This is a genomic window from Bradyrhizobium zhengyangense, from assembly GCF_022012555.1.
GTDB lineage: Bacteria > Pseudomonadota > Alphaproteobacteria > Rhizobiales > Xanthobacteraceae > Bradyrhizobium > Bradyrhizobium zhengyangense.
On the sequence record NZ_JAKLTZ010000005.1, the window covers coordinates 327,196 to 353,690 of the forward strand.

Genomic DNA, 26,495 nt, shown 5'->3' on the forward strand with positions numbered 1-26,495 from the left:
GGGACGCATGAACAAGCCCGTCCTGCCAATGTCATCCGTGTCGCTCAAGCTGCCGAAGGCCGATCGCACGATCGAGACCTACCGGCTCGCGGCCTCGCGCACGTTCCCTGCGAAGCTCGAGGGGCCGCTCAACCGCATCGCCTTCTCGGCCGTGCACACAGTCACCGATCCCTTCGCGAACAACGATCCCTGGTTGTCGGTGGCCGTCGACTGGGACAAGACCATCGCTTTCCGCGAGCACGTCTGGGACCTCGGTCTCGGCGTGGCGGAGGCCATGGACACCGCGCAGCGCGGCATGGGGCTGGACTGGCCGACTTCGCTGGAGCTGATCACGCGTACTGTGTCCGCCGCCAAGCGGCGCAATGCGCTGGTGTTTTCCGGCGCCGGCACCGATCATCTTGCCGTGGAGGATGCCAGGAGTCTCGCCGACGTTATCAGCGCCTATGAGGAGCAGGTCTCGGCGGTTGAGAAGGTCGGCGGTCGCATCATCCTGATGGCCTCGCGCGCGCTGGCAAAAATTGGTCGCGGCGCCGACGACTACGCGAAGGTCTACAACCGCGTGCTGTCGCAGGTCCGCGAGCCCGTGATCATCCACTGGCTCGGCGACATGTTCGATCCCGCCCTTACGGGATATTGGGGCACCAGCAATCTCGACAAGGCGATGGACGTTGCGGTGGCCATCATCAACAACAACGCGGCCAAGGTCGATGGCGTCAAGGTCTCGCTGCTCGACAAGCAGCGCGAGATCGACATGCGCAGGCGTCTCGACAAGCGCATCAAGATGTATACCGGCGACGACTTCAATTATGCGGAGTTGATCGCCGGCGACGAGCAGGGCTTTTCGCACGCGCTGCTCGGCATTTTTGACGCGATCGCGCCGGCGGCGTCCTACGCGCTGTCGCGGCTCGCGGCTGGCGACGAGGCCGGTTTCCACGATGTGCTCGGGCCGACGGTGCCGCTGTCGCGCCACATCTTCAAGGCGCCGACGCGCTTCTACAAGACCGGCGTGGTCTTGATGGCGTATCTCAACGGCCATCAGGATCATTTCACCATGGTCGGCGGACAGGAGAGCGCGCGCTCGATGCTGCATCTGGCCGAACTGTTCCGGCTCGCGGACCAGGCCGGCCTGCTCGCCAATCCTGAACTGGCGACGCGGCGGATGAAGACCGTGCTGGCCTCGCACGGACTGGAAGACTGATGCGCGACTTTTCGTCCGACCACCGCTGGCTTTCGCTGAACACGGCGACCGTCCGCAAGCAAGGTGATCTCGTCGAGATCATCGAGGCCTGTGCGAGGCATGGCATCCGCGCCATCGACCCCTGGCGCGACCAGGTCGCCTCGGTCGGCCTTGATCGTGCGGCGCGCGCCGTGCGTGATGCCGGCCTCGAACTGTCTGGCTATTGCCGCGGCGGCATGTTCACCTCGGACGCGTCGCACCGGGGCGAGGTGCGCGACGACAATCGCCGCTGTGTCGATGAAGCCAGGGCGCTGGGGGCACGCTGCATCGTGCTCGTCGTCGGCGGCCTGCCGCAATATTCGCGGCCGGGCAGCGAGGCCTCGAAAGACATCGCGGCGGCGCGCGGGCAGGTCGAGGAAGCCCTTGCCGAGATGCTCGACTACGCCAGACAGGCCAACCTGCCGCTGGCGATCGAGCCGCTGCATCCGGCCTATGCGGCCGATCGCGCCTGCGTGAACACGACGAAGCAAGCGCTCGACATCTGCGACCGGCTCGACCCTGATCGCAGCGGCATGCTCGGCGTCGCGCTCGACGTCTATCACATCTGGTGGGACCCGGAGCTGATGAGCCAGATCGCGCGCGCCGGCAAGGATCGTCTGCTCGCGTTCCACGTCTGCGATTGGCTGGTGCCGACGAAAGATATTCTCAACGACCGCGGCATGATGGGCGACGGCGTCATCGACATCAAATCGGCCCGCGCCGCCGTCGAGGCGCAGGGCTTTGCCGGCTACTCGGAGATCGAAATCTTCTCCAACGACTGGTGGAGCAAGCCGATGGACGAGGTGTTGCGCACCTGCATCGCGCGACACCGGACGGTGGTTTAGGTCTCAGGCGTTGCGCCCCCGCCGGTCGAGGCGCTAGGCTGCGGGGCATTGAACCGGTGGATGCCCGATGGCGAAAAAGGTCGTGCCCCGCGGAGCCATTCGCTTCCGCATCAGTGCCAGTCGTCCGCTGCTGATGGTGGATGCGGAGGTGAATGGGCTTGGTCCGTTCAACTTCACGCTCGATACCGGTGCGTCGGCTTGTGTGATTACGCCGGATACGGCACGTACTGTCGGCATCGCGCTCGAGGGTGGGCAGCCGACTGCCATTGGCGCAGGTGGCCAGATCGAAGCCGGCTTTGCAAGGCTTGCCAGCTTCCGGCTCGGGTCTCACACCGTGCGAAATCTCGGCGCGGCGGTGATGCCGCTGGATGCGGTCGAACAACAGCTCGGGGTCAGCATCGCCGGGCTGATCGGTTACAATTTCCTGAAGCGCTTTGTCGTGACGCTGGATTATCCAGGCGGCTTCCTGCGTCTGAAACCGCATTCCGTCAGGAAGCGAGCCCCTGCGAAGCGCTAGAGCATGATCCGGAAAAGTGTGAAGCGGTCTTCCCTCGCGACATCAGCGGAACGCGTTTGCGCGGAGATCATGCTCAAACAAAGAGCTAAAGCGCGATGACGATTCAACCAAATCTCATCCCGCTTTAGCGGCGAGATCACGATGAAGTGCGATCAGGCCCTGTTGGCGCAGCACTTCGAGCCCGAACATGCAGACCTTCTCGGCCGGGATCGCGGATATGGTCCGGTTCGTTGGTGTGAGCCGGCCTGCAATATCAGATACGGTCCGCGCGCCGTCGCATAGCTTCAGCAATTGAGCCGAGAGAGGACTTAGCATGACGACGTCCAGGCGCTTGTCGGCGTGCTGCCGCGTTGCGATGGTGGCGGGCCTGCGCGGGATCCGGCGCAGATCGCCCTTGCGCCGCAGGCAGCGGATGATCCGCTGATAATCGGCGGCGCATTCCGTCAGCACCACGCCGTCGGTGAGCTTCGGCACCAGAGTGATGTCCGAGATGTCCTGGTCTTCAGCCGTGACCTCCGTGGGCGGCGGAGCTTCGGCAAGCAAAGCCCGTTCGTAGTCCAGTATGGAGTGAAGCACGCGCGGCGTGCGGGCGAGTCGCGGCGCATAGTCGTCGCGGACAAAGGCAATGAAGTCGTCGCAGAATGTCTTTGACGCATAATAGCGGCTCTCCTGAAGGTCGGGCCGCGGTCCCCTGTCGGGATCGGCTGCATACCATCGGCGGAAAGCCTCGAATGCCTGCGTCACGTCGCCGGAATCCTGATGCAGGGCAACCAGCAGCCAGCGGAAGCGGACGGAGCCGTTCAAGAGGAAATCGCGCAGCTCCCGCAGATAGGCGCGATCGAGTTTGGGTGTCGGGATCGAGTAGAAGTTCGGAAAGATGTCGACGTGGCTCTGGATCATCTCGCGGTCGACCGGATCCTGCCGCCATCCCTGATGCGACATGTCGGATAGGATGTCGTCGAAAACGAGCTCTTTGCGATGGTGCGATTCCAGTGGCGTTTCCGCCAGCGGCGCCAGGATGTGAAGCTGCGGCTCGGCAAAGTCGAACCGCAGCGAATCCACGAAAAAGTGGACGGTGTCGCGCAGGTCGTCCATCGTTTCGTCGGGAAAGCCCGTGATCAGCGAAACCGCGGTCGTGATCTGGTGCCGGTCCGTGGCTTCGATGCGCGTCGCAGCCTCGGCGAGATCGATGTTCTTCTTGACGATGGTCTGGAGCCGGGCCGAGCCTGTCTCGATGCCGAAGAAGATGGCCTTGCAGCCGGCGCGGGCCATGGTCGCGATCATCTCCTCGTCGATGCAGTCGGTTCGCGCGCTGCAGTTCCAGTAGAACTGCTCGCCTGTCGCGATCACCGCTTCGCAAAATGCCATCACCCGCTTGCGGTCGACCGTGAACATGTCGTGGATCAGGTCGAAGGTCGTGATGCCGTAGGTGTCGCGCACGAGGCGCATCTGCGCGATGACAGTCTCGGGCGACTTGAGCCGGAATTTCCGGCGGAAGAAGTCGTTGGTCGAACAGAACGAGCAGGCGAACGGGCAGCCGCGGCCGAGTTCGAGCGGCACGTAGTGGCAATCCCTCAGTTCTGGGTAGAGGTGAAAGGCCGGAAGGGGGATGGCGTCGAGATCGGCGATCACGGCCGCGTTCGGAGCCCGGACGATGCGGCCGCCGTCGCGATAGGTGATGCCGTGAATCCCTGACGGCGTCGCGCCGCTCGCAATCGCAGCGATCAGCGCAGGAAGGGTCTCCTCGGCCTCACCTCGGACGATGACGTCGACGAAGGGATAGGCCTTCATCGTCGGGACGTCCACCACCGAGGCCTGCGGCCCACCGAAGATGATGGGAACGCCGGGGCGCCGGCGCTTCATTTGCTCCGCGATCCGGATCGTCAGCGGATAGCTGCTGCAGATCGAGCTGAACCCCAACACGTCGAATGCCAGCTGATCGAGCTCGGCCGCAACATAGGAGCAAAAGTCGGTTTTCGACGCGGTCTCGCCGGGCGCGCGCAGATAGCTGTAATAGAGCCGGTTGAGATCGACGATCTGAGGCGCCGCGCCGCATTGTTCGAGCACGGCAGCAAGGCTGAGCACGCCGATCGGTGCGTGCTCGGCGATGAGCCGGATCGCTTCGCTCTCGGCAACCTCGGGATCCTCGAAATCAGTCACGGTCGGCGGTCCGACCAGGCACACTTTCAGCGCGTCGCCGGGTGATGACCGCAGAGACGAACTGTCCGTGCGCTCGGTTTCGCCGGGCGCCGACGATGATTCATGCAGCATGGCTCGCCGCCCTTGATGTTATCGGCGACACGGAATGCCGTTGCCTCGGCGGAACGTAATCCCTCAGGCCTTCGGCCTGGAGAACACGATCACGACAACGACGACCACGACGATGCGGCGGCGCGCGAGCACCTCCGGGCCGCCGAGGTGTGTCACGACCTCGTTCTTGAAGTTCTTCTTGAGCGAATTGATCTGGGCTTTGGAGAGCCCGATATCGGGGAGAGTGAGAACGACCTTATGTTCGGTGTTCTTTGCTGCTGCCATAGGATGCTCCTCGCCGTTGTGGAGAGTAACTTTCGTCAATTCATTCGGCGGACGGTAATCGTCAGAGCCGAAACGAAAGCGCAGTGGCCTATCGAAATCGCAGTCTCGCGACTAAGCGCGAAGAGATTTTGTAATACTGCTCAAATAGACTGTCAACAAAGGGTTGCATTATATAAATCTGGCAACTTTGTCGCATCTTGATGCGAGCATCGCCGGAAAGACTCGCGTATCGCGTTCAGTCCTGATTGCAAGGCTCGATCTCGAGCGTGACCAGACGTGCCAGCGGCGTCGCCCTCCATGGGGCACAGGCTTCGCGCGACGGGATGCAGCGGCGCGACGTCGCCATATCCGGTCGTGGTCATGGTCGCGAAGCTGAAATGGATCACCTCGCTCGCGAGCCTTGTCCTCCACCTTCATGCTGACAAAGGCGGCTGGATCGAGCGAGCCGATGAAAGTGTAGAGCGCCGCGAGGATCACCGCGATCGTCAGATAGAGCAGCGCCGCACCGATCACGCGATGATAGGTCACGCGACCCGGCGCAAAAATCTGCCACGCCACCGCCCAGGCCCTCGTCGTTCACGCGATGAGCCACGAGAGACGCGCCTTCGGGGCGCCGCTCGGCGTGGCACAGAAATCGTCCAGGACGGGTTCGGCAAACTCGGCGGTTGTGATGCACATGACACTTTACCCCCGTTTTCGGTGGCAGAATGGCCATGGTCGGACTTGCTGCCGGCTCGACCCGATCCAGCCATCTGCTCAACGGCGGTCGCGCAGGTCAACCGAATGTTGTAAGGTTCCGTGATCGCGCGTCACTGCTCGGAAGGTGCCCGGGTACTTGGTCCGTTGGAATGGCAAGGTGCGCATGAATCAGGCTGAGCAAGCGACAGAGGCGCCGTCCATCGCACCGTCGATGATTACGAGGCGGCTAGCTGCCATCGCCTTTGCCGATGTCGCCGGCTTTTCCCGGCTCATGGGGCTGAAGGACGTCGAGACCGTCATGCGCTGGAGGGCGTTGCGGACCGAGATTATGGAGCCTCACATGGCTCGCCACGGTGGACGGATTGCCGAGATTGCGGGCGACGCCGTTCTGGTCGAATTCCCGAGCGTCGTGAACGCCGTGCGTTGGGCTACCGACGTTCAACGCGTTCAAGAGCGCGTCGTCGGCGATAAGGATCCATTCGCGCTGCATCTTCGCATTGGCATCAACGTCGACGATATCATTGACGAAGATGGAATATTGCAGGGCGACGGCGTCAACGTTGCGTCCCGTATCCACCAGGCCGCGCAGCCTGGCCAGATAGTCGTCACGGCGGCCGTCCGCGACTATGTCATCAATCGACTGCCACTGACATTTCATCACCTCGGCGCGCCTGTGATGAAAAATATCATGCGAACCATTCATGTCTACTCCGTCGAGTGGACTGAGGGAGACGCTGACCGCCAGATCGCGCAGCCATACCTGCAATGGGCGTCGAAGCCGACGCTCGCCGTGCTGCCATTCCGGACAATCGGCGGTACCGACGACGACAGCTATTATGGTGAAGGGATCACGGACTCGATCATTACCGGCCTCTCCAGAAATCGGTCGCTTTACGTCATTGCGCGCAATTCTACCCTTCGTTATAGCGCCGGCGGAAGAGACCTGCGACAGATCGCCACTGAGCTCGATGTTCGTTACCTGCTCGACGGCAGCGTCCAACGCCAGGGCAGGCGATTGAGAATCAACACGGAGTTGACCGACATCTTGGGGAATGTCTCGATCTGGGCCCAACGTTACGAAGGTTCTGCCGACGACCTGTTTGAATTTCAGGATCGAATTGCCTCAAGCATATTGTCCTCGATCGAGCCGCGCGTGCGTGCAGTCGAGATGGCTCGCGTCGCTGACCGCCCGACCGAGAGTTTGGATGCGTTCCATTGCGTCCTCCGCGCGATGTCGCTTCTTTATCTCCTTACCGAAGAAAGCCACCGGGAAGCGGGTCAACTCCTGGAGCGGGCGATCGTGCTCGATCCGCACTATGCTCAGGCCCATGCCTACCTTGCGTGGTGGCTAAACTTCCAGTTTGGCGAAGGTTGGTCGCTGGATCCGGACAGCGATCGGGCGCGTGCCCTCATCGTGTCGCGGCGTGCCATCGAACTCGACCCCGACGATCCGTTTGCGCTGGCGGTGGCCGGGCACATTCTCTCTTTCATGGGAAAATCACCGGAAGAAGCGCTGGAGCTTTTTGGGCGGGCGCTGGCGCTCAACGAGAACTTGGCGTTCGCATGGGGCTTGAGCGCCTTGACGCTCGCCTATTTGGGGCGGCCCGACGAAGCGCTGGAGCGATTGCAGAACGTGTGGCGTCTTAATCCCTTCGATCCCTTGAATTTTTATTTTTGGATCGTGGCGGGAATTGCCGAGTTCGTCGCTGGGCGATACGATGAAGCGATCGTTTACCTGAACAGGTCACGGCGGGCGAATCTACTTTTCCGTCCCTGCATACGAACTCTCGCCGCCGCGCTCGCCCTTTCGGGTGACGAAGCTGGAGCCGAATTGGCGGCTCGAGAGCTTCTCGAAATTGAACCTTCGTTTAGAGTCTCAACTTTCGTTTCCTGGTATCCGCTGCGTAAGGATGATCTGGATCGTTTGGCGAAGGGATTGCGCGCCGCGGGGTTACCGGAATAGCCGCATGTAAATTTCAAGCGTCAGGGAGGCTTAACATGGGAGCTGGAGCTGGTGCGGGAGCGGGCGCAGGTGCGGGGGCAGGTGCCGGAGCGGGAGCAGGCGCAGGCGCCGGAGCGGGCGCAGGTGCTGGAGCAGGCGCCGGAGCAGGCGCCGGAGCAGGTGCTGGCGCCGGGGCAGGTGCTGGCGCGGGGGCAGGAGCAGGCGCGGGCGCTGGAGCCGGTGCGGGAGCCGGAGCCGCCGCGGCGTACAGTGCCGAAGCAGGGCCGGGCACGGGGCGCAGTTTTTACGCAACTCCATGGGACCTGGGCTTCCGATCTTGGGCACTCGACTTCACTCCGGATGACGCCGGGAATCCGCCGTATCCGTGGGCGGAAGTCGTAAATCCCTATCAGGTCGACGCAACCGGGCAGGATGCGTTCCTCGAATGGACGACCGATGATTGGGACCCGGCATTGCGGTTCTGGACGCTCCCATACGACCGTCATCTCACGCAATGGCTGAAGGCAGTCGATCCTTCTCGGCCGTCAATCATGGTGGCGCAGGAATTCGGTGGCCAACCCCATCAATGGCAATTCAGTCGGGCTGACCTGCTTGCGAGGAGCTGGCTGGAGAGCCTCGATCTGGCGTGGCAGCCAGATCCACGGCGGAATCCTCAGAATCCCGATCACTACCCTGGCGCCACAGGTTCCGATTGGACCAACGCGATAGCCGACGCCTTCGACTCGATCCGCAGCGAAATTGAACAACTGCAAATGTTGATGCAGGACGATCGCGATCGTTACATGGCCGAAATCATCGAGCAGGCGGATGGCAGTGGCGGCTACATCACTTCATTCATCGACACCAGTGAAGCACGGCGCCCGTGGACAATGGAGCTCATCAACTGCGGGTACGCCATCGGCAACATCGCATATTTTTACTACAAGCAGCAGTTCAGGCGCGTTCGCCCCTCGACGTTATGCCCGGGACTCGCGCCTCCGTTCGGTCCTCCCGCCCATCCGTCGTTTACCAGCGGGCATTCCTTCATCGGTCACTTCATCGCGCTCCTGCTCCTGGAGATACCGGCGCTTCGCCAGCGCTACGGATTGTTCGCCGCTCCCTACAAGGGCTCGCCGGGCAATGCGATCGATCCATGTCTACCCGTAACGGTGACCATTTCTTTGGCTAACCCGGCTGTGGTCCAAGGGAACGTGGCACTGAACGCCGGCGATCCGGTGTTTTTCCAGACGACGGCTGGCGGCGCGCTTCCAGCGCCGATTGCACCTGGAACGACTTACTATGTGATACCGACCGGGACGGCTGGTGCCTTTCAGATTTCCAGTTCTCCGCCGAACCCCAACACGACGCCTACCCCCGTTAGTACTCTCGGAAGCACGCAATCGGGCGTACAAACACTTGTCCGAAACCCACTGGCGGGGCGTCGCGAGATTGATTCGCCGCTGCTTTGGCTTGCCGGGCGTATCGCAAAGAACCGCGAACGTCTCGGCGTCCACTATCCTTCGGACTCCTCCGGAAGTCGTCACATCGCAGCGGGTATCTGGCGGGCGCTGCTCCACGACAGCACGCCGAGCCGCATCTATTGTCCGACGCTCAACTCGGTGCTCGCCCACGCGACCGCCGAGTGGCCGACGAAGTGGACCTGAGCGAGCTTTGTCCGCTCTGCTCCGCGGGACCTGAACAACGAAGCTCGGGCTGCCGCTAGAGCATGATCCGGGAAAGTGTGCAGCGGTTTTCCCTCGCGACAAACGCGGAACGCGTTTGCGCGGAGATCATGCTCAAACAACAACCTCAAGCGCGATGATGATTCATCCCACTCTCATCGCGCTTTAGGGGCGGCCAACGACGATGAGACCAAGGTTGTTGTCATTGGGGACGAGGTCAATGAGTGCCGTGGGCAATTGGCTGCACGGGAGGAGCGTCGTTGGGTCCGTGTTGGCTGCATCGTCCCCGCATGTCGCGATAGCCAGCACCACATAGCGGGTCCCGGTTGAGGGTGGGTTGAACGTGAATTTAAATTCGACAGGCGGAGCACCAGGGTTGATGGTCTTGCCGGGGCTTGGTGACGGGGTGCACTTTTTCCACGGTGTTGATCCTGGTGATGGATCATTCCATTTCGGCGGGGCGCTGCCACTGGGCCATGCGTGCCACCAAACGCTGACTTTCACGTTCTTTGCCTGCTGACTACCGCGGTTTCCGACCTTCACGGAAATCTTGCCGCCCGACACGACGATCGCGTCTTGGTCGGCCTGCCACAAGGGCGGGGCATCTGAACCGGACTGTTGGGGATCCCAATCGAGCGAGACCGGATTGTAGCTGCCCGGTCCATACGCGATATCGTCGCAGGGCGTGACTTCCGAAAGTGGTCGTCGGTCCAGGATGTAGATGTCGACCGGGGGTGGAAGGCCTGGCGCGTTGGTGATCGTTCCGGCAGCGGTATACAGGCCCTGGACTTCGAACGCCCAGCGAATGACTTTGTGCACACAGCCGCCAATCCGTTGGAATGAGAACGATTTGGTGCTGCTGGTGCCGTACGGGGGCGGAGGAAAAGTCACGTCCCAGTGGACGTTCCAGGGAATGGTGCCGATATCGGCGTCGATCAGCGCGGAGACCAACTGATCCGGCTCGTTGGCCAACACCGTGGTCGACGTCGGCAGAATCTGAATCCCCCTCATGATGAGATAGACGGAATAGAGCGAAGCCGACTCGCGAGCGGTTCGGTCAGGCTGGTTTGGCGTTCCCACCACCTTCGTATCGCCGCCAATGGCGCGGTACAGCCGGAACAGTGATGACGAGAGGATCTGCTCGGTCCAATAACCCTTGCGGCGAGGCGGCGTTGAATCGGGAACCTGGGACAGTGCATAGTGCAACGCGCCGCCCCAGCTCCATCCATGCGACACGCATCGGTCGTGACGACGCGGCGTAAACACCCACGGGAACGTCGCGCCGCGCCAATTGGCATCTCCCGCCAATTGCGATTGCGGGTCTGAGACGATCGCTGCGAGCGCGTCGCCGGCGCTGTGGGCGAAACGGAATTCCAGTTCGCCGACCGAGCACATCAGAAGCACGTGTCCGATCTCGTGCCAGATCCAGCGCGCGTCGGCCGCGATGCCGAGCGGCTTCGCTTGCGAGCGGTTGGTTCCGTCCCACGGCTTGCGTGCCCGGGTCGACAGGTCGCCCAGCGCCAAATGCAGTTGCAGAATCGGACGATCGCCGAGCGCGGTCGGTCCGACGTAGTCGACCGGCCAGCCCTCCGGAAGAACACGCGCGTTGACTGTCTGCCCGTCCTTGCCCGGCCCCGGCCTCACCCCGGAGCGATAAAAGATCTTGAGCGGCAGGCTCGTGATCCGAAAGTAGGAAGCCGCACTCATTCCATACGCATCGAGCCGCAGGAAGAATTGCCTGACATTGTTGTAGGCGCTGATTGCCGCGAAGCCGTTCGATCGAACGGGAGGCGCGGACGTGCCAGGCAGATCGACTGTCTTCGGATCTCCCGGCTTGGGGTAAGGGGGAGGAGGATAGGGATAGGGAGGGGGAGGACCGTCGGCAATGACAAATCCGGGGCAAACCACCACCCTTTCATCTTCGGTGAATCCTGATGGCAGCGGAAACGTCGTTGGCGGGAAGATCAACGGATCCGACCGATACGCGGTGATTGCCTCATCGTCGCGATATTGGTCGAGTGTCTCTTCGCTGCGTGTCGGGCGCCGCTTGCGAAGATCGGCCGGCGGCTGCTGCGAGGCAGGATCAATCGGAAACACCCACGCGTGTCCAGGCGTTATCGCGTCGGCGACGAGCTCAACCTTGCTGACAAGAGCCCCAGCCTCAGTCGGCGTCCCGGAGAACACGAACGAATATGGTGTGGCCCCGGTTCGCCCGCCCTCCGTTTCGGGCTTGCTCGTAGCTTGCCATTGGACAAGCGCTGTCTCTCCGTCGGATGTGGTGGCGATCCGGACGCCGCGAATGGAGACGGATTGATCTTTCAAACCAAGCTGACCGGACATCTCGGCTTTGACCCGAGCAAGCTTGTCCGTATTGAAGATCGCTGCGAACGCTTTCTCGTCCTTGTTCAATAAACCGAACACTTCGGCGGTGCTGTAAGGACCGAACGGAAGTGACGCGGTCATCCCGGTGATGCGTATTTCGTATTTTTTATTCTTGGGCCGCACATGCGCGACGACGCGGATGCCGAACCCCGAGCCCAGGAAATGGCCGGTCGATTTAAGTTTGGAGCTGGGATCGGGAATCCACTCGGAAGCCACCAAAATCACGGTCTGATCGAAGATCTCGCCCGCCCGCTCGCGCTCAACTCGGAACGACACGAACGGGTCGCCGGCCGTGTCATCGTGTGGATCGGCAGGAGGCCAGCCAAGGGGCAGCCACCGCATCAAGCCCGAAAAGCGACGCTTGAAGAAGTCCGGCGAGTTGGTCTTGAACACTCGCGGCAGACGGATGGGCGGATCGATATCGGGATTGCCTGCCACCGCTTCGAGGTAAGCATTTCCCACGCGTTGTATATTGGAATCATCAATTTTGGGAACGGTTCTCAGAAACGGAGCCGTTGGATGACGCAGCACGATAGAGGTCGGTTCGTTGACCGCATCGCCCCAGCGCTCACTCCAGAGCGCATATTTGCTGGGATGCCATTCTGCTAAATCGCGCGGTCGGCGAGCAACTTTATCTGCCATCTGCCACCCCTCCTGCTTGAGGCCGCCTCGCTGTGACGGAGCTCAATGGTGTGCGCACTTGTGCCTGGCGTCGTTGTCGATGAATTCTACTCCATGCCGCCATCTCGCGATAGCCAATCGCACAGGCAAGCAGCTTGCCGCCAAAGGTTGAGCCCTGCTGCCGGGGGGCGCAATGTCCCGAGCGCCTCGTCATGCGCGATGCTGCCGATTTGCTCTGGCGTATCAAATGGTTCTGTGTGCCCACCTGTTATTGTCGATCAACCCGCCGTCTACTGTGCATGGGGTTGTTTTCGACTTTTGGATCGTTGGGGCTCAGGAATCCTGCCTGCGATGCTCGATCTCGAGCGTGACCAGCCGGGCCAGCAGCGTCGCCGGATAGAGCTGGCCGAAAATCGCCTCCATGTTGCACAGGCTGCGCGCGACGGGATGCAGCGGCGCGACGTCGCCATATCCGGTCGTGGTCATCGTCGCGAAGCTGAAGTAGATCACCTCGCTCGCGAGCTTCGGACTGTCCTCCACCTTCATGCTGACAAAGGCGGCTGGATCGAGCGAGCCGATGAAAGTGTAGAGCGCCGCGAAGATCACCGCGACGGTCAGATAGAGCAGCACCGCGCCGATCACGCGATGGTAGGTCACGCGACCCGGCGCAAAGGTCTGCCGCGCCACCGCCCAGGCCATGGTTGTTCCCACGATGAACCACGAGCCGGCAAACAAATTCAGGTCGAGGATGGATGGCGATCTGATCCTCAGGATAGCGCCTGTTACGATCATGCCGAGCGCGATCAGCATGCCGACCACCGCGAACGGGCTGCCTGATATCACGAAGATGCCGACGACGAGCAGCAGCGCCAGCACCAGCTCGGACACCTGGAACGCGAACAGCCCCAGCGCCTGCAACGGCGCGACCACGAACATCATGACCACCATCAGCACTGTCAGCACCGTCAGGGCGGGATCTGCCCAGCGTTCGCGCAATTGATCGATGGTCATGACGCCTCAGCCGATCGAGCAGGGGACGCTCAGAAAGCCACGAAACCGCACGCGGCCGCCGCGCACGGGCTGGCCGCTCACGGCATAGTTCGGGAAGCGCGCCAGGAAGCGCGAAATCGCAATCGCGCCCTCGAGCCGTGCCAGCGCCATGCCGGCGCATTGATGCGCGCCGGTGGCAAAGGCAAGATGCCGGTTCGGCGTGCGCGCGATGTCGAAGCGTTCAGGGTCGGGAAACTGCGCGGGGTCGCGGTTGGCAGCGCCAATGCACAGCGTCACCGATGTGCCGGCCTCCAGCATGACGCCGCCGAGCTCGACCGGCTCGGTCGTCATGCGGTTGCCGAGCTGGTTCGAGCTTTCGTAGCGAAGGATCTCTTCCACCGCGGTCTTGATCAGGTCAGGGCTGTCGATCAGCCTTTGCTTCTGGTCGGGATTGCGATGCAGCGCCACGAGGCCGTTACCGATCAGATTGGTGGTGGTCTCGTGACCGGCATTGAGCAGGAAGATGCAATTGTGCAGCAGCTCCTTCTCGGTCAGCCGCTCGCCGTTGTCTTCACCCTGGATCAGGCGTGTCAGCACGTCGCGATCAGGGTTGCCCGGCTGCTGGCGCCGGCGCGCGACCAGCGTTTCGAGATAGGTGAGGAAATCCGTCACGGCCTTGTTGCCGCGCGCGGCAACCTCCGGCGAGACGACCGGCTCGAGCGCGCCAAGGATCGCCAGCGACCAGTCGCGCAGCGGCGCACGTTCGTCATGGGGCACGTCGAGCAGATTGCCGATCACCTCGATCGGGATCGAGGCGGCAAAATCCTCGATCAGCTCGCAATGGCCCTTGGCGGCGATGGCATCGAGCAATCCGTCGACCAGCTTGACGAGGTCGCCCTCCATGCCGGCGATCGCGCGCGGCGACAGCGCGCCCATGATCAGGCGCCGCACGCGGGTGTGAGCGGGCGGATCATTGAAGACGAGACTCGTGGTGTGATGCTCGTAGAGCGGCGTATCGCCATATTTCGGCGCGAACTCGCGCTTCTTGTCGGAGCTGAACGACTTTGTGTTCTTGTAGGTGGTGAGAAGGTCGTCGTAGCGCGTCAGGAACACGGTGCCGCTCGCAAGGCGCTTGACCGGTTCGTTCTCCCGCAGTGCACGATAAGTCGGGTAGGGATCGTCGTAGAATTCACTGGTCAGCTTCGCCAGATCGAACCTGGCCGCCAATTCTTTCGCACTTGCGTTCATCCGCCATACTCGCCTGATGAGACCGATATGCCGTTTTCGCTCTTTCGAGCCGTGCGGATCACCGTCTACAGTCTCGCCGTGATTTGCTAGCCGACCGGACAGAAAAATGCACGCCCGCGCTGACGCTGCCGACACGACGACGCCGACCTGGCCCGACGACATTTTCGCGACCTTGCAACGCTTCGACGTGCGGCAGGTGCCTTACGTGCCCGACGCCGGCCATTCGAAGCTGATCCAGCGTGTGCTCGGCTCATCCACGATGCGGGGCATTCCCCTGACGACGGAGGAGGAGGGCGTGGCGCTGCTCGCGGGCGCCTGGACCGGCGGCCAGCGCGGCGTCCTGCTGATGCAGTCGAGCGGCGTCGGCAACTGTATCAACATGCTGTCGCTGATCCCGATCCTGCGCTTTCCGTTCCTCACCCTCGTGACCATGCGCGGCGAGTGGGGCGAGTTCAATCCGTGGCAGGTGCCGATGGGCTCGACCACGCAGGGCGTGCTCGAACTGTCCGGCGTCAAGGTGCTCCGCGCCTCGAACGCAGCCGAAGTGCCGGCGGTGCTGGAGGCGGCAGCCGCCCAGGCCTACAACGCGCTCACGCCCACCGCCGTCCTGCTGTCGCAACGCCTGATCGGGGCCAAGGTTTTCACCAAATGAGCAAGGCCAATCTTCTCGACCGCCGCCAGGTGGTCTCCGCGCTGCTTGCGGATCGTAAGGACGTGGTCGCCATCGGGGGCCTCGGCGCCTCCACTAACGACATCACTGCCGCCGGCGACCATGCCCGCAATTTCTATCTCTGGGGTGGCATGGGCGGCGCTGCGATGATTGGGCTAGGCTTGGCGCTGGCGCAGCCAAAACTGCCGGTGCTGGTCATCACCGGCGACGGCGAGATGCTGATGGGGATGGGGAGCCTTGCCACCATCGGCCTGCAGAAGCCGTCCAATCTCTCAATCGTGGTGCTCGACAACGAGGCCTATGGCGAGACCGGCGGCCAGACCAGCCACACCTCGGCCGCCGCCGACCTGGTCGGCGTCGCCAGGGCCTGTGGCATTGCCGACAGCCGTGCGATCTCGACCATGGCCGAGGTCGAAGCCTTCGCCAAGACCATCCACGACCTCTCGGGAGGGCCGCGCTTTGCCAATGTGAAGATCGACAGCGCCAACGTCGAGCGGATCCTGCCGAGCCGGGACGGGACTTACATCGTCAATCGGATCCGCGGCGACCTCGGTTTCCAGCCGATCTGACGCGGTGCCCGATCCGGTCCCCGCAGGCGGCGTTCTCCCCGCGGAGGTAACCTGTGACCAATTTCCAACAGATCCCACCCATCTAGGTTGCGTCGCACCATTTGGCTTGACTTTTGCGTGGGTGAGTGCTTACTCACTAGCATGAGCTCATTGCGTATGACGAGCGACCTGAGGCGTCAATTGATCCTCGGAGCCGCAAAACGCTGCTTTGCCCGACACGGCTATACCGGCACCACGACCAAGAGCGTGGCGGCCGCCGCTGCCATTTCCGAGGCACTGCTGTTCAAGCATTTCCCTTCCAAGGCGGCGCTGTATGCCGAAATCCTCAGCGATGAGTGCGAGGCAGACCCGGCGCTGATGGAACTGCTCGAGCGGGAGCCGTCGACGGCCACCCTGGTCGAGCTGATCCGCAGCATGGTCCAGCATTTCCTGGAGACCGCCGACGGCCCCGACCAGGAAGAGGCCCAGCGTCTGCGACTGATGGTCACCAGTCATCTGGATGACGGCGAGTTTGCCCGTTTGCTATATGCCAAGATCGAGACGCTGATCGGCGCGGTCTTCGTCGCCTCGCTCGAACGCGCAGTCGCTGCCGGGGATGCGCGGGCCTGCGGCAGCGAACCGCTCAACCTGTTCTGGTTTGCGCACCACACGGTGATGACCGCTGCGCTGACCAGGCTGCCCTCGGTGCACTGTCTCGCCTATGGCGGGGCGAACGATCTGGAGCGGCAGCTCTGTGAGTTTCTCCTGAGAGGCATCGGACTTAACGACGCCGCAATTGCTTCGCATCTGGGCCACGAATTGGCCCCGGGTGCGGACAAGACGGCGATTGCAGAGAGTGCATGACATGAACATCGTAGCCGAACACAAGATTTCGGGCGAACCGATCGACAGCAAGGCCCCCAAGCGTCCGGTTCGGCCGGTGCTCTGGTTCATCATCATCGGCACGCTTCTGGGCGTGCTCGTCGGTGGTTTCGTCTGGTTCAATTATTTCCGTGGCCAGATGATCAAGCAGTTCTTTGCCAACAACAAGCCGCCGCCGACCCTGGTGAGCGCGGCCGAAGCGAAGTCCGAAGTGGTGCCGAACCTGCTGACCGCAGTCGGCGGCCTCGCTGCCGTGCACCAGGTCGACGTCACCTCCGACGTCAATGGACGCGTCATCGAGATCAAGTTTGAGCCGGGCATGCACGTCGAGGCCGGCATGCCGCTGGTGCAGCTGTTCGACGGGCCGGAGCAGGGCGATCTTGCCAACTACAAGGCGCAGGCGACTGGCGCGCAACTCGCGCTCGACCGCGCCAAGCAATTGGCGGCGCGCCAGTTCGGTCCGCAGTCGACCGTCGATGCCGCGCAGGCGACCTATGACCAGGCCATGGCCGGCATTAGCAAGACGGAAGCGCTGATCTCGCAGAAGCTGGTGCGCGCGCCGTTCTCCGGCGATCTCGGTGTCCGCAAGGTCGAGGTCGGACAATACCTCACCGCTGGTACGGCGATCGTGTCGCTGACCGACCTGTCGGAGCTCTGGGCCAACTTCACGGTGACGGAAAAGGACTCGGGCAACCTCAAGGTTGGCCAGTCGGTACGGCTGAAGGTCGACGCCTATCCGGGCCGCACCTTCGACGGCAAGATCACCACGATCGAGCCTCAGATTGCTGCCGAAACCCGCAACATTCGCGTGCAGGCAACGGTTGCCAACCCGGAGAAGATCCTGAAGCCCGGCATGTTCGTGACCACCACGGTGGTGCTGCCGGACAAGCCGGCCGTGATCACCGTTCCGGAAACGGCGGTCGACTACACGCTGTACGGCGACTCCGTGTTCATGATCACCGAGAAGAAGGAAGACGACGGCAAGACGACGCTGAGCGCGGTGCGCACGTTCGTGCAGACCGGCAATCGGGTCAACGGCCGCGTCGAGATCATCAAGGGCGTGAAGGCGGGCGACAAGGTCGTCGCCGTCGGCCAGCTCAAGCTGCAGTCGGGCGCCGCTGTCGCAATTTCGACCGACCCCGCTCCGTCGGTCCCGGCGCAGCCGCCGCGCTACTGACAATAAATACATCGCGTGATCCGGCCTGGCCGGATCACGTTTCTTGAGACAAGCGAAATCGAGATCGCCGCGATGGCCTTTACTGATATTTTCATCAAGCGCCCGGTTCTGTCGGTCGTCGTCAGTCTGCTGATCCTGCTGATCGGGCTGCGCGCGGCGATGGTGCTGCCGATCCGGCAGTACCCGAAGCTGTCGAATACGGTCATCAACATCACGACCGTCTATCCCGGCGCGTCCGCGGATTTGATCCAGGGCTTCATCACGACGCCGATCGAGCAGGCGGTCGCCTCGGCCGAGGGCGTCGACTACATGACCTCGTCCTCGGTGCTCGGCACCTCGACGATCCAGGTCTACATCAAGCTGAACTTCGATCCGAACCAGGCGCTCACCGAGGTGCTGGCCAAGACGAACTCGGTCAAATATCTGATTCCGAAGGAATCGAACGACCCGATCGTCACCAAGACCACGGGCCAGACCACGGCCGTGATGTATCTCGGCTTCTCCTCGGAGGAACTGTCGGGCTCGGCGATATCGGATTATCTGACGCGCGTGGTGCAGCCGGTGCTGTCCACCGTCGACGGCGTCGCCTCCGCCGACATTCTTGGCGGACAGACCTTTGCGATGCGGATCTGGCTCGATCCCGTGAAGATGGCCGGCCGCAGCGTGTCGCCGTCCGATGTTGCGGCCGCGATTCAGGCCAACAACTTCCAGTCCGCCGCGGGCCAGACCAAGGGCTATCTGGTCGTTTCCAACATCTCGACCAACACCAGTCTGACCGACGTCAACCAGTTCAGGAAGATGATCGTCAAGGCCAAGGATGGTGGCTTCGTCCGCATGGAGGACATAGCCACGGTCGAGCTTGCCGCGCAGAGCACCGATGCGAGTGTCGCCTTCAACGGCGAGCACGCGATCTTCATTGGCGTGAACGCGACGCCGCAGGGCAATCCGCTGACGCTGGTCAAGGGCGTCCGGGCGTTGTTCCCCGAGCTCGAGCGCAACCTGCCGCCATCGATGAAGATGAAGGTCGCCTACGACTCGACCAAGTTCATCCAATCCTCGATCGACGAGGTGAAGAAGACGCTGGGCGAAGCCGTGATCATCGTGATCGTGGTGATCTTCCTGTTCCTGGCCTCGCTGCGATCGGTCATCATTCCTGTTGTCACCATCCCGTTGTCGATGATCGGTGTCTGTACCCTGATGCTGGCGCTCGGGTTCACCTTCAATCTGCTGACCTTGCTCGCGATGGTGCTCGCGATCGGCCTCGTGGTCGACGACGCCATCGTGGTGGTGGAGAACATCCATCGACATCTCGAGGAGGGAAAGACACCGGTACAGTCGGCGCTCGAAGGCGCGCGCGAGATCGTCGGTCCCGTCGTGTCGATGACCATTACCCTTGCCGCGGTGTATGCCCCGATCGGCTTCCTCGGCGGTCTCACCGGTTCGCTGTTCCGGGAATTCGCCTTCACGCTCGCCGGCTCGGTGATCGTATCGGGCGTGATCGCGCTGACCTTGTCGCCGATGATGTGCTCAGTGCTGCTCAAGAACACCGAAGAAGGCCGCTTCGCCAAGCTGGTCAACAAGGTGTTTGGCGCAGTGACGCGCTGGTATGGCCGCAGGCTCGACCGGTCGCTCGATTACAAGGCGATTACCGGCCTGTTCGCGATCACGATCCTCGGGCTTGTCGGCTTCCTCTATATGCACACCTCGAAGGAGCTGGCACCTGAGGAGGACCAGGGCATTGTCTTCGCGGTGACCAAGGCGCCGAAATACGCCAACATCGATTACGTCGATTTCTACGGCGACAAGCTCGACAAGAAGTTTCAAAGCTTCCCCGAGACCGATCTGCGTTTCGTGCTGAACGGCATCAACGGCCCGCAGGGCGGTATTGCCGGCATGCTGCTCAAGCCGTGGGAGGAGCGCAAGCGCTCGTCGATCGCGCTGAAGCCGCTGGTTCAGGCCGAGCTCTCCAAGATCGAGGGCGTGCAGGCGTTCGCATTCAACCTGCCGCCGCTGCCGGGTGGTCCGGGCGGTCTGCCGGTGCAGATGGTCATCAATTCCACCGCGGGCTATCAGACCGTCTTTGAGCAGATGGAGAAGCTGAAGGACGCTGCGCGCAAGAGCGGCATGTTCATCGTTTCCGACAGCGACCTCGCCTTTAACCAGCCGAGCGTGACGGTCACGATCGACCGCAGCAAGGCGCAGGATCTCGGCGTCAACATGCAGAACCTCGGTAGTACGCTCGCGGTTCTGCTCGGCGGCAACTACATCAACCGCTTCAATCTCGAGGGCCGGTCCTACCAGGTGATCCCGCAGGTGCCGCGCAGCGACCGTCTCTCGCCGGAATCGCTTGGTGGCTTTTACGTGACGACCAACACCGGCCAGCAGCTCCCGCTGTCGACCGTAGTGTCGATCAAGACCAAGACCGATCCGAACTCGCTGACGCACTACAATCAGCTCAACTCGGCGACGTTCTCGGCCGTGCCGATGCCCGGCGTGACCGTCGGCGCCGCAGTGGACTTCCTCGAGGGTGAGGCCAAGAAGCTGCCGCAGGGCTTCAGCCACGACTATCTCGCGGATTCAAGGCAGTATGTGCAGGAGGGCAACCAGCTCGCGATCACCTTCGGTTTCGCGCTGATCATCATCTTCCTGGTGCTGGCGGCCCAGTTCGAGAGCTTGCGCGATCCACTGGTGATCATGATTTCGGTGCCGATGGCGATCGTCGGTGCCTTGATCCCGCTGTTCTTCGGCGTGGCGACCATGAACATCTACACTCAGGTCGGTCTGCTCACCCTGGTCGGCCTGATCACCAAGCACGGCATCCTGATGGTGGAGTTCGCCAACGAGCTCCAGGTGAATGAACGGCTTGACCGCCGCTCGGCCATCGAAATGTCGGCCCGCATCCGCTTGCGGCCGATCTTGATGACGACGGCTGCGATGGTGACCGGTCTGATCCCGCTGCTGACTGCGACCGGCGCTGGCGCCGCCAGCCGCTTCTCGATCGGCCTCGTGGTCGTCGCCGGTATGTCGATCGGGACGCTGTTCACCCTGTTCGTACTGCCGGCCGTCTATGTCGTGCTGGCGACCGACCATCGCGCGGCCGCCGATTCCGAGCGGAACAAGCAGGTCAACGAGCTCGACCTCAATGCCAAGGCGCTGCGGCCGACCTGACCGACGCTCCATGAACGTGCGAAGCGGCAACAGCCATCGCTGTTGCCGCTTTTTTTTGTCGTGCAGAATCTCATAATATGATGGCTGGAGCGCCACGAATGTGCGCTTGAGGCGAGGCGTCGGATGAAGAGGCGTGAATTTCTGGCGGTGCTTGGCGGGGCGGCATTGGCTCGGCCGGGCATGGCGTCGGCCGATACGCCGGGCCGCATCTATCGCATCGGCACCGTGACGCCGATCGTGCCTGTTACGGCGGAGAGCCCCGGCGGCAAGATCCTGGTCAAGGTGCTTGAAGAGCGGGGGTTCAAGCTTGGCCAGAACCTGACCTTTGAGGCGCGGGGTGCGCTGGGCGACGTCGCGATGCTGCCGTCTTTGATGTCGGAACTGAAGGCCAAGAATGTCGACGTCATCGTCATCATTGGCTACCCGACCGCGATGGCCGCCAAAGCGGCCGGCCTCGCCACCGTTGCGGCCAGCGGTGTCGGCGATCCCGTCGAAACCAGGCTGATCGAGAGCCTGGCGCATCCGGGTGGCAAGATCACCGGGATTTCGGATGTCGCGGCGACGCTCAGCGCCAAGCGGCTGTCGCTGCTCAAGGAGCTGTCGCCAAAGCTGACCAAGGTTGCGATGCTCTGGAATAAGGACGATCTTGGCATGACCATGCGCTATCAGGCGTCCGCAAAGGCAGCCCAGGCGCTTGGACTGACCGTACAGGCGCTCGGCGTGCGCGAGCCGGACGATTTCGACGAAGCCTTCTCGGTGATGAACAACGATTTGCCTGACGGCATCCTGATGGTGGCGGATGCGCTGACCATTCTCAACCGGGAGCGCGTGTTCGAGTTTGCTGCCGTCCGGAAACTGCCGGCGATCTACGAATTCGACCAGTTCGCCCGCGACGGCGGTCTGATGTCCTATGGCGCGGATTCCTCGGAATCCTTCGAGCGGGCGGCGGCCCTGGTCGCCCGCATTTTCAACGGGGCCAACCCCGGCGATCTGCCATTCGAGCTGCCGACCCGCTATCCCCTGGTGATCAATCTGAAGACGGCCAAGTCGACCGGGCTTGAAATTCCCCCGACCTTGCTTGCACTTGCCGACGAGGTCATCGAGTAATCTTGCCGTTGTGGCAAGAGACAAGGTGCGGCCTTCTTGCTAGGCTCGGGGCAATGAGCATTTCGGTCCATCCCGACACCCCGCAAACCAGGACTCTGCCGAGCGCGGCCGGGAACGGGATCGCATCCGCCGAGGCGGGTCGGGGGATCAGGACCCGGCTGTTCACCAAATATGTCGTGCTGTTCGTGGCCGTGGTCGCGGTCGCCCTGCTGGCCAATGGCCTGTTCGAGGTCTTCTTCTACTACAGGGAGCACAAGGCCGCTCTGATCCGGGTCCAGCACGAGCAGGCCGAGGCGGCCGCCGCCAAGATCAGCCAGTTCGTCAAGGAGATCGAGAGCCAGCTCGGCTGGACCACGCAGCTGCCCTGGTCTGCGGGTTCGGTCGAGCCGCGCCGGTTCGACGCGCTGCGCCTGCTGCGCCAGGTGCCTGCGATCACCGAGCTCGCCCAGGTGGATTCGACCGGCAAGGAGCGCCTGCGCGTCTCACGGCTGGCGATGGACGCGATCGACAGCGGCATCGATCTGTCTGGTGATCCAAAGTTCACGGAAGCCGTGGCGCACAAGGTCTATTACGGACCGGTCTATTTTCGCCGCGAGTCCGAGCCCTACATGACGCTGGCACTGGCCGGGGCACGGAAGGATGCCGGGGTCAGCATCGCGGAAGTGAACCTGAAGCTGATCTGGGATGTCGTCTCCCAGATCAAGGTCGGCCAGCATGGGCACGCCTACGTGGTCGGCCCCGAAGGGCGGCTGATCGCGCATCCCGACATCAGCTTGGTGCTGCGCAACACTGACATGTCCGGCCTTGCACAGGTACGCGCAGCGCAGGCCGGCGGCGGCGCCGTGCCCGATGCGCTTCAGGAGGCGGTCAACATCCAGGGTCAGAAGGTTCTGACCGCCTCGGCCCCGATCGAGCCGCTGCATTGGACCATGTTCGTCGAGCTGCCCGTCGAGGAGGCCTATGCCTCGCTCTACGCCTCGTTGCAGCGGCTCGCGTTCGTGCTGCTCGCCGCATCGATTTTTGCGGTGCTCGCGGGAATTTTCCTGGCGCGCCGCATGGTCGGCCCGATCCAGGCACTGCGCAGCGGCGCCGAGCGGATCGGCGGCGGCGATTTTTCTCAGCGCATCTCGATCAAGACTGGCGACGAGCTGGAGGGGCTGGCGGACCAGTTCAATGACATGGGCTCGCGCTTGCAGGAATCCTATGCCGACCTCGAGAACAAGGTCGAGCGGCGGACCGCCGAATTGCGCGAAGCGCTACAGCAGCAGACCGCAACCGCCGATGTGCTGAAGGTGATCAGCCGCTCGACATTTGATCTGCAGACCGTGCTCGACACGCTGGTGGGATCGGCTGCCCGCTTGTGCGATGCCGACGAAGGAACGATCTTCAGACCCCGCGATGGCGTCTTTTATCTGTCAGCAAGCTGCGGCCTCGATGCGGAGCAGGAGAACAAGCTTCGGACATTTGCTTCCGTGCCGGAGCGCGGAAGCGTCGTGGGACGCACATTGCTCGATCGCAAGACAGTCCATATTCCCGATGTGCAGGCCGATCCGGAGTATGCACCTTCGTCTGCGCGAAGACGCGCCAACGTGCGTACGATGCTAGGTGTTCCACTGCTGCGGGAGGGGGCGCCCATCGGCGTCTTCGTCTTGACGCGGCATGTCGTGCGTCCCTTCAGCGAAAAACAGATCGAGCTCGCAACGACCTTTGCAGACCAGGCCTTGATCGCGATTGAGAATGTACGCTTGTTCGACGAAGTCCAGGAGCGCACCAGAGAGCTATCACGATCCCTCGACGACCTGCGCGCCGCTCAAGGCCGCCTGATCCAGACCGAAAAGCTTGCTTCGCTCGGCCAGCTCACGGCGGGCATCGCCCACGAGATCAAGAACCCGCTCAACTTCGTCAATAATTTCTCCTCGGTATCGACCGAGCTGATCGACGAGCTCAAGGAGGTTCTGCACACGGCTTCTCTCGACGACAAGACCAAGGAAGAGGTCGACGAGCTGACAAGTATGCTCAAGGGCAATCTCGAGAAGGTCGTGCAGCACGGCAAGCGCGCCGATTCCATCGTCAGGAACATGCTGCTGCATTCCCGCGAAGGCTCCGGCGAGCATCGCCCCGCCGACATCAACGCGATCGTGGAGGAGAGCCTCAATCTGGCCTATCACGGCGCGCGCGCCGAGAAGCCCAACTTCAACGTCACGCTCAAGCGCGATCTCGACCCCGCAGCCGGCATGGTCGATGTCTACCCGCAGGAAATCACCCGCGTCTTCCTCAACCTGATCTCGAACGGGTTCTATGCGGCGGCCAAGCACAAGGAGAGCGCTGCTGACAGCTTCGAGCCGACCCTGAGCGCAGCGACGAAGGATCTCGGCAACAGGGTCGAGATCCGGATCCGCGACAACGGCACGGGTATTCCGCAGGAGGTGAAGGAGAAGATGTTCAATCCCTTCTTCACCACCAAGCCGGCAGGCGAGGGAACGGGGCTTGGCCTGTCCATGAGCCACGACATCGTCGTGAAACAGCATGGCGGCACGATCGACGTGAACACCACACCCGGTGTCTTCACCGAATTCATCATCACCTTGCCGCGCGCAATGGCGGCAGGCGGCACTTCCGGAGGCAAGACGTGAACGTTTACATCCTGGTCGTCGATGACGAGCCCGATGTCGAGGCGCTGTTCCGGCAGCAATTCCGGCGCGACCTGCGCGCCGGCCGTTTCCAGATGGAATTCGCACCCTCTGCGCCCGATGCGCTGAAGCGTGCCGCCGAGGTGCGCGACCCCTCGTTGATCCTGATCCTGTCTGATATCAACATGCCCGGCATGAGCGGGCTCGATATGCTGCCCAGGGTGCGCGCGGAGCATCCGCATGTTCCTGTGATCATGATCACGGCCTACGGCGATGCCGAGACGTATCGCAAGGCGATCGAGCGCGGCGCCACCGGGCTCCTCACCAAGCCGATCGATTTCGCGCTGCTGCGCCAGCAGATCGACACGAGGCTCGAGCAGGCGGCATGACCCCGACCATCCTCTTCGTCGACGATGAGCCCGATCTCGAGGCGCTGATCCTGCAAAAATTCCGCAGGCAGATCCGTGATGGGCTCGTCGCCATAATGTTCGCACGCGATGGTCTCGAAGCGCTGGAGTCGCTCGAGCAGAATCCGCATGTCGACATGGTGGTCTCGGACATCAATATGCCCAGGATGGACGGGCTGTCGCTGTTGCAAAAGCTGCAGGAAGCCGAGGACAAGAAGTCGACCATCATCGTCTCGGCCTATGGCGACATGAGCAATATCCGCACCGCCATGAACCGCGGCGCATTCGATTTTCTCACCAAGCCGATAGATTTCGCCGACCTCGAGACCACGATCGCGAAGACCCTTCGCCACATCGAGATGCTGCGCGAGGTGCGGCGCCGTCAGGCGGAGGCTGAGCGGGCCCACGCCGCGTTGTCGCGCCATTTCTCGCCCGAGCTCGCCAAACGTCTGGCGTCAAGCGGTGACGGCGAGGGAATCGAGGTGCAATGGCGCGATGTCGCCGTCATCTTCACTGACATCACCGGCTTCACATCGCTGGTCGAGAGCGCGGCGCCTGAGACCCTGGGCGCGCTCCTCAATGAATATGTCGGTGGGATGACCGAAGTGATCTTCGCGCATGAGGGGACGGTGGCCAAGATCATCGGCGACGCGATCCATGTGCTGTTCAATGCGCCCGGCGATCAGCCCGATTATGCGACGCGCGCGGTCGCCTGCGCGCACGATCTCGACCGCTGGGCGCAGGATTTTTGCGTGCGTCAGAAGGCGAGCGGCGTCAATTTTGGCACAACCCGTATCGGCATTCACGCAGGATCCGCACTGGTCGGCAATTTCGGCGGCAATCGCTTCTTCGATTACACCGCCTATGGGGACACGATCAACATCGCGGCGCGGCTGGAGGCCGCCAACAAGCAGCTCGGCACCCGCATCTGTGTCAGCTCCAGTGTCGCCGAGGCAGCCTCGAACTTTCAGGGTCGCCCGGTGGGTGATTTGATGCTCCGCGGACGCAGCGAACCGTTGCGCGCATTCGAGCCGCTGCCACATGACAGGTTTGATGCACCCGCGACAGCACAATATGCCGAGGCGTTTGCCAGGATGCAGACGGGCGACGTCGCGGCGATGCCGGCCTTCGCCGCGCTGGTCGGGATGCACGCCGATGATCCGCTCGCCGGCTTTCACTTGAGACGCCTGCTCAACGGCGCCAAAGGCATTCGTATCCAACTGGATTAG

At 62.4% G+C, this 26,495-nt stretch carries 20 protein-coding genes; 14 read left to right on the forward strand and 6 right to left on the reverse strand.

Annotated features, from left to right (window positions below):
• Nucleotides 1-7: 7 nt before the first annotated feature.
• The 3 genes from L6639_RS21655 (at nt 8) to L6639_RS21665 (ending at nt 2,578) form a co-directional block, all read left to right on the forward strand.
• Entirely contained in the window at nt 8-1,198 is a 1,191-nt protein-coding gene (locus tag L6639_RS21655; RefSeq protein ID WP_237863652.1) for a dihydrodipicolinate synthase family protein, read from the forward strand.
• Nucleotides 1,198-2,061, forward strand: a complete 864-nt coding sequence (locus tag L6639_RS21660) for a sugar phosphate isomerase/epimerase family protein (protein ID WP_237863653.1) — start codon at nt 1,198-1,200, stop codon at nt 2,059-2,061. The genes L6639_RS21655 and L6639_RS21660 overlap by 1 nt, the downstream gene beginning before the upstream one ends.
• Before the next feature lie 67 nt (nt 2,062-2,128).
• Nucleotides 2,129-2,578 carry a retropepsin-like aspartic protease family protein gene (locus L6639_RS21665; protein WP_237863654.1) on the forward strand — a complete coding sequence of 150 codons (450 nt, stop codon included), beginning with the start codon at nt 2,129-2,131 and terminating at the stop codon, nt 2,576-2,578.
• Between the two features lie 114 nt (nt 2,579-2,692).
• On the opposite strand, the gene L6639_RS21670 is transcribed toward L6639_RS21665, so the two are convergent.
• The 3 genes from L6639_RS21670 to L6639_RS43495 all read right to left on the reverse strand — a co-directional run bounded on the left by L6639_RS21670 (nt 2,693) and on the right by L6639_RS43495 (nt 5,475).
• Entirely contained in the window at nt 2,693-4,849 is a 2,157-nt protein-coding gene (locus L6639_RS21670; protein ID WP_237863655.1) for a B12-binding domain-containing radical SAM protein, read from the reverse strand.
• 63 nt (nt 4,850-4,912) lie between these two features.
• Entirely contained in the window at nt 4,913-5,113 is a 201-nt protein-coding gene (locus tag L6639_RS21675) for a hypothetical protein (protein WP_237863656.1), read from the reverse strand.
• A 152-nt stretch (nt 5,114-5,265) separates the two neighbouring features.
• The gene (locus L6639_RS43495; RefSeq protein WP_237863888.1) at nt 5,266-5,475 is read right to left on the reverse strand and encodes a potassium channel family protein; all 210 of its coding nucleotides are present in this window, start codon (nt 5,473-5,475) and stop codon (nt 5,266-5,268) included.
• A 500-nt stretch (nt 5,476-5,975) separates the two neighbouring features.
• Here L6639_RS43495 and L6639_RS21685 point away from each other — a divergent pair, with 500 nt between their 5' ends.
• Nucleotides 5,976-7,775, forward strand: coding sequence for an adenylate/guanylate cyclase domain-containing protein (locus tag L6639_RS21685; protein ID WP_237863657.1), 1,800 nt, complete (start codon nt 5,976-5,978; stop codon nt 7,773-7,775).
• A gap of 452 nt (nt 7,776-8,227) precedes the next feature.
• Entirely contained in the window at nt 8,228-9,418 is a 1,191-nt protein-coding gene (locus tag L6639_RS21690; protein WP_237863658.1) for a phosphatase PAP2 family protein, read from the forward strand.
• 183 nt (nt 9,419-9,601) lie between these two features.
• Here L6639_RS21690 and L6639_RS21695 read toward each other — a convergent pair whose 3' ends face one another.
• The 3 genes from L6639_RS21695 to L6639_RS21705 all read right to left on the reverse strand — a co-directional run bounded on the left by L6639_RS21695 (nt 9,602) and on the right by L6639_RS21705 (nt 14,677).
• Nucleotides 9,602-12,460, reverse strand: a complete 2,859-nt coding sequence (locus tag L6639_RS21695) for a hypothetical protein (protein WP_237863659.1) — start codon at nt 12,458-12,460, stop codon at nt 9,602-9,604.
• A gap of 312 nt (nt 12,461-12,772) precedes the next feature.
• The gene (locus L6639_RS21700; RefSeq protein ID WP_237863660.1) at nt 12,773-13,450 is read right to left on the reverse strand and encodes a potassium channel family protein; all 678 of its coding nucleotides are present in this window, start codon (nt 13,448-13,450) and stop codon (nt 12,773-12,775) included.
• A gap of 6 nt (nt 13,451-13,456) precedes the next feature.
• On the reverse strand, nt 13,457-14,677 hold the full coding sequence (locus L6639_RS21705) for a cytochrome P450 (RefSeq protein WP_237863661.1): 1,221 nt from the start codon (nt 14,675-14,677) through the stop codon (nt 13,457-13,459).
• A gap of 106 nt (nt 14,678-14,783) precedes the next feature.
• On the opposite strand from L6639_RS21705, the gene L6639_RS21710 reads away from it, so the two are divergent.
• The 9 genes from L6639_RS21710 to L6639_RS21750 all read left to right on the forward strand — a co-directional run bounded on the left by L6639_RS21710 (nt 14,784) and on the right by L6639_RS21750 (nt 26,495).
• Nucleotides 14,784-15,329, forward strand: a complete 546-nt coding sequence (locus L6639_RS21710; protein WP_237863662.1) for a phosphonopyruvate decarboxylase — start codon at nt 14,784-14,786, stop codon at nt 15,327-15,329.
• A complete protein-coding gene (locus tag L6639_RS21715) occupies nt 15,326-15,916 on the forward strand; it encodes a thiamine pyrophosphate-dependent enzyme (RefSeq protein ID WP_237863663.1) in 591 nt (196 codons plus the stop codon). Before L6639_RS21710 ends, L6639_RS21715 begins: the two co-directional genes overlap by 4 nt.
• A 141-nt stretch (nt 15,917-16,057) precedes the next feature.
• Entirely contained in the window at nt 16,058-16,759 is a 702-nt protein-coding gene (locus L6639_RS21720; protein ID WP_237863664.1) for a TetR/AcrR family transcriptional regulator, read from the forward strand.
• A 1-nt stretch (nt 16,760) separates the two neighbouring features.
• Nucleotides 16,761-17,954 (forward strand): efflux RND transporter periplasmic adaptor subunit, encoded by a 1,194-nt coding sequence (locus tag L6639_RS21725; RefSeq protein WP_237863665.1) that lies wholly within the window; start codon nt 16,761-16,763, stop codon nt 17,952-17,954.
• Nucleotides 17,955-18,026: 72 nt separating this feature from the next.
• Complete coding sequence (locus L6639_RS21730; RefSeq protein ID WP_237863666.1) at nt 18,027-21,122, forward strand: MexW/MexI family multidrug efflux RND transporter permease subunit; 3,096 nt, start codon at nt 18,027-18,029, stop codon at nt 21,120-21,122.
• A 123-nt stretch (nt 21,123-21,245) separates the two neighbouring features.
• Complete coding sequence (locus L6639_RS21735; RefSeq protein WP_237863667.1) at nt 21,246-22,229, forward strand: ABC transporter substrate-binding protein; 984 nt, start codon at nt 21,246-21,248, stop codon at nt 22,227-22,229.
• 53 nt (nt 22,230-22,282) lie between these two features.
• The gene (locus L6639_RS21740) at nt 22,283-24,862 is read left to right on the forward strand and encodes a sensor histidine kinase (RefSeq protein ID WP_237863668.1); all 2,580 of its coding nucleotides are present in this window, start codon (nt 22,283-22,285) and stop codon (nt 24,860-24,862) included.
• Nucleotides 24,859-25,248, forward strand: a complete 390-nt coding sequence (locus L6639_RS21745; RefSeq protein ID WP_237863669.1) for a response regulator — start codon at nt 24,859-24,861, stop codon at nt 25,246-25,248. The genes L6639_RS21740 and L6639_RS21745 overlap by 4 nt, the downstream gene beginning before the upstream one ends.
• Complete coding sequence (locus tag L6639_RS21750) at nt 25,245-26,495, forward strand: adenylate/guanylate cyclase domain-containing protein (protein ID WP_237863670.1); 1,251 nt, start codon at nt 25,245-25,247, stop codon at nt 26,493-26,495. The genes L6639_RS21745 and L6639_RS21750 overlap by 4 nt, the downstream gene beginning before the upstream one ends.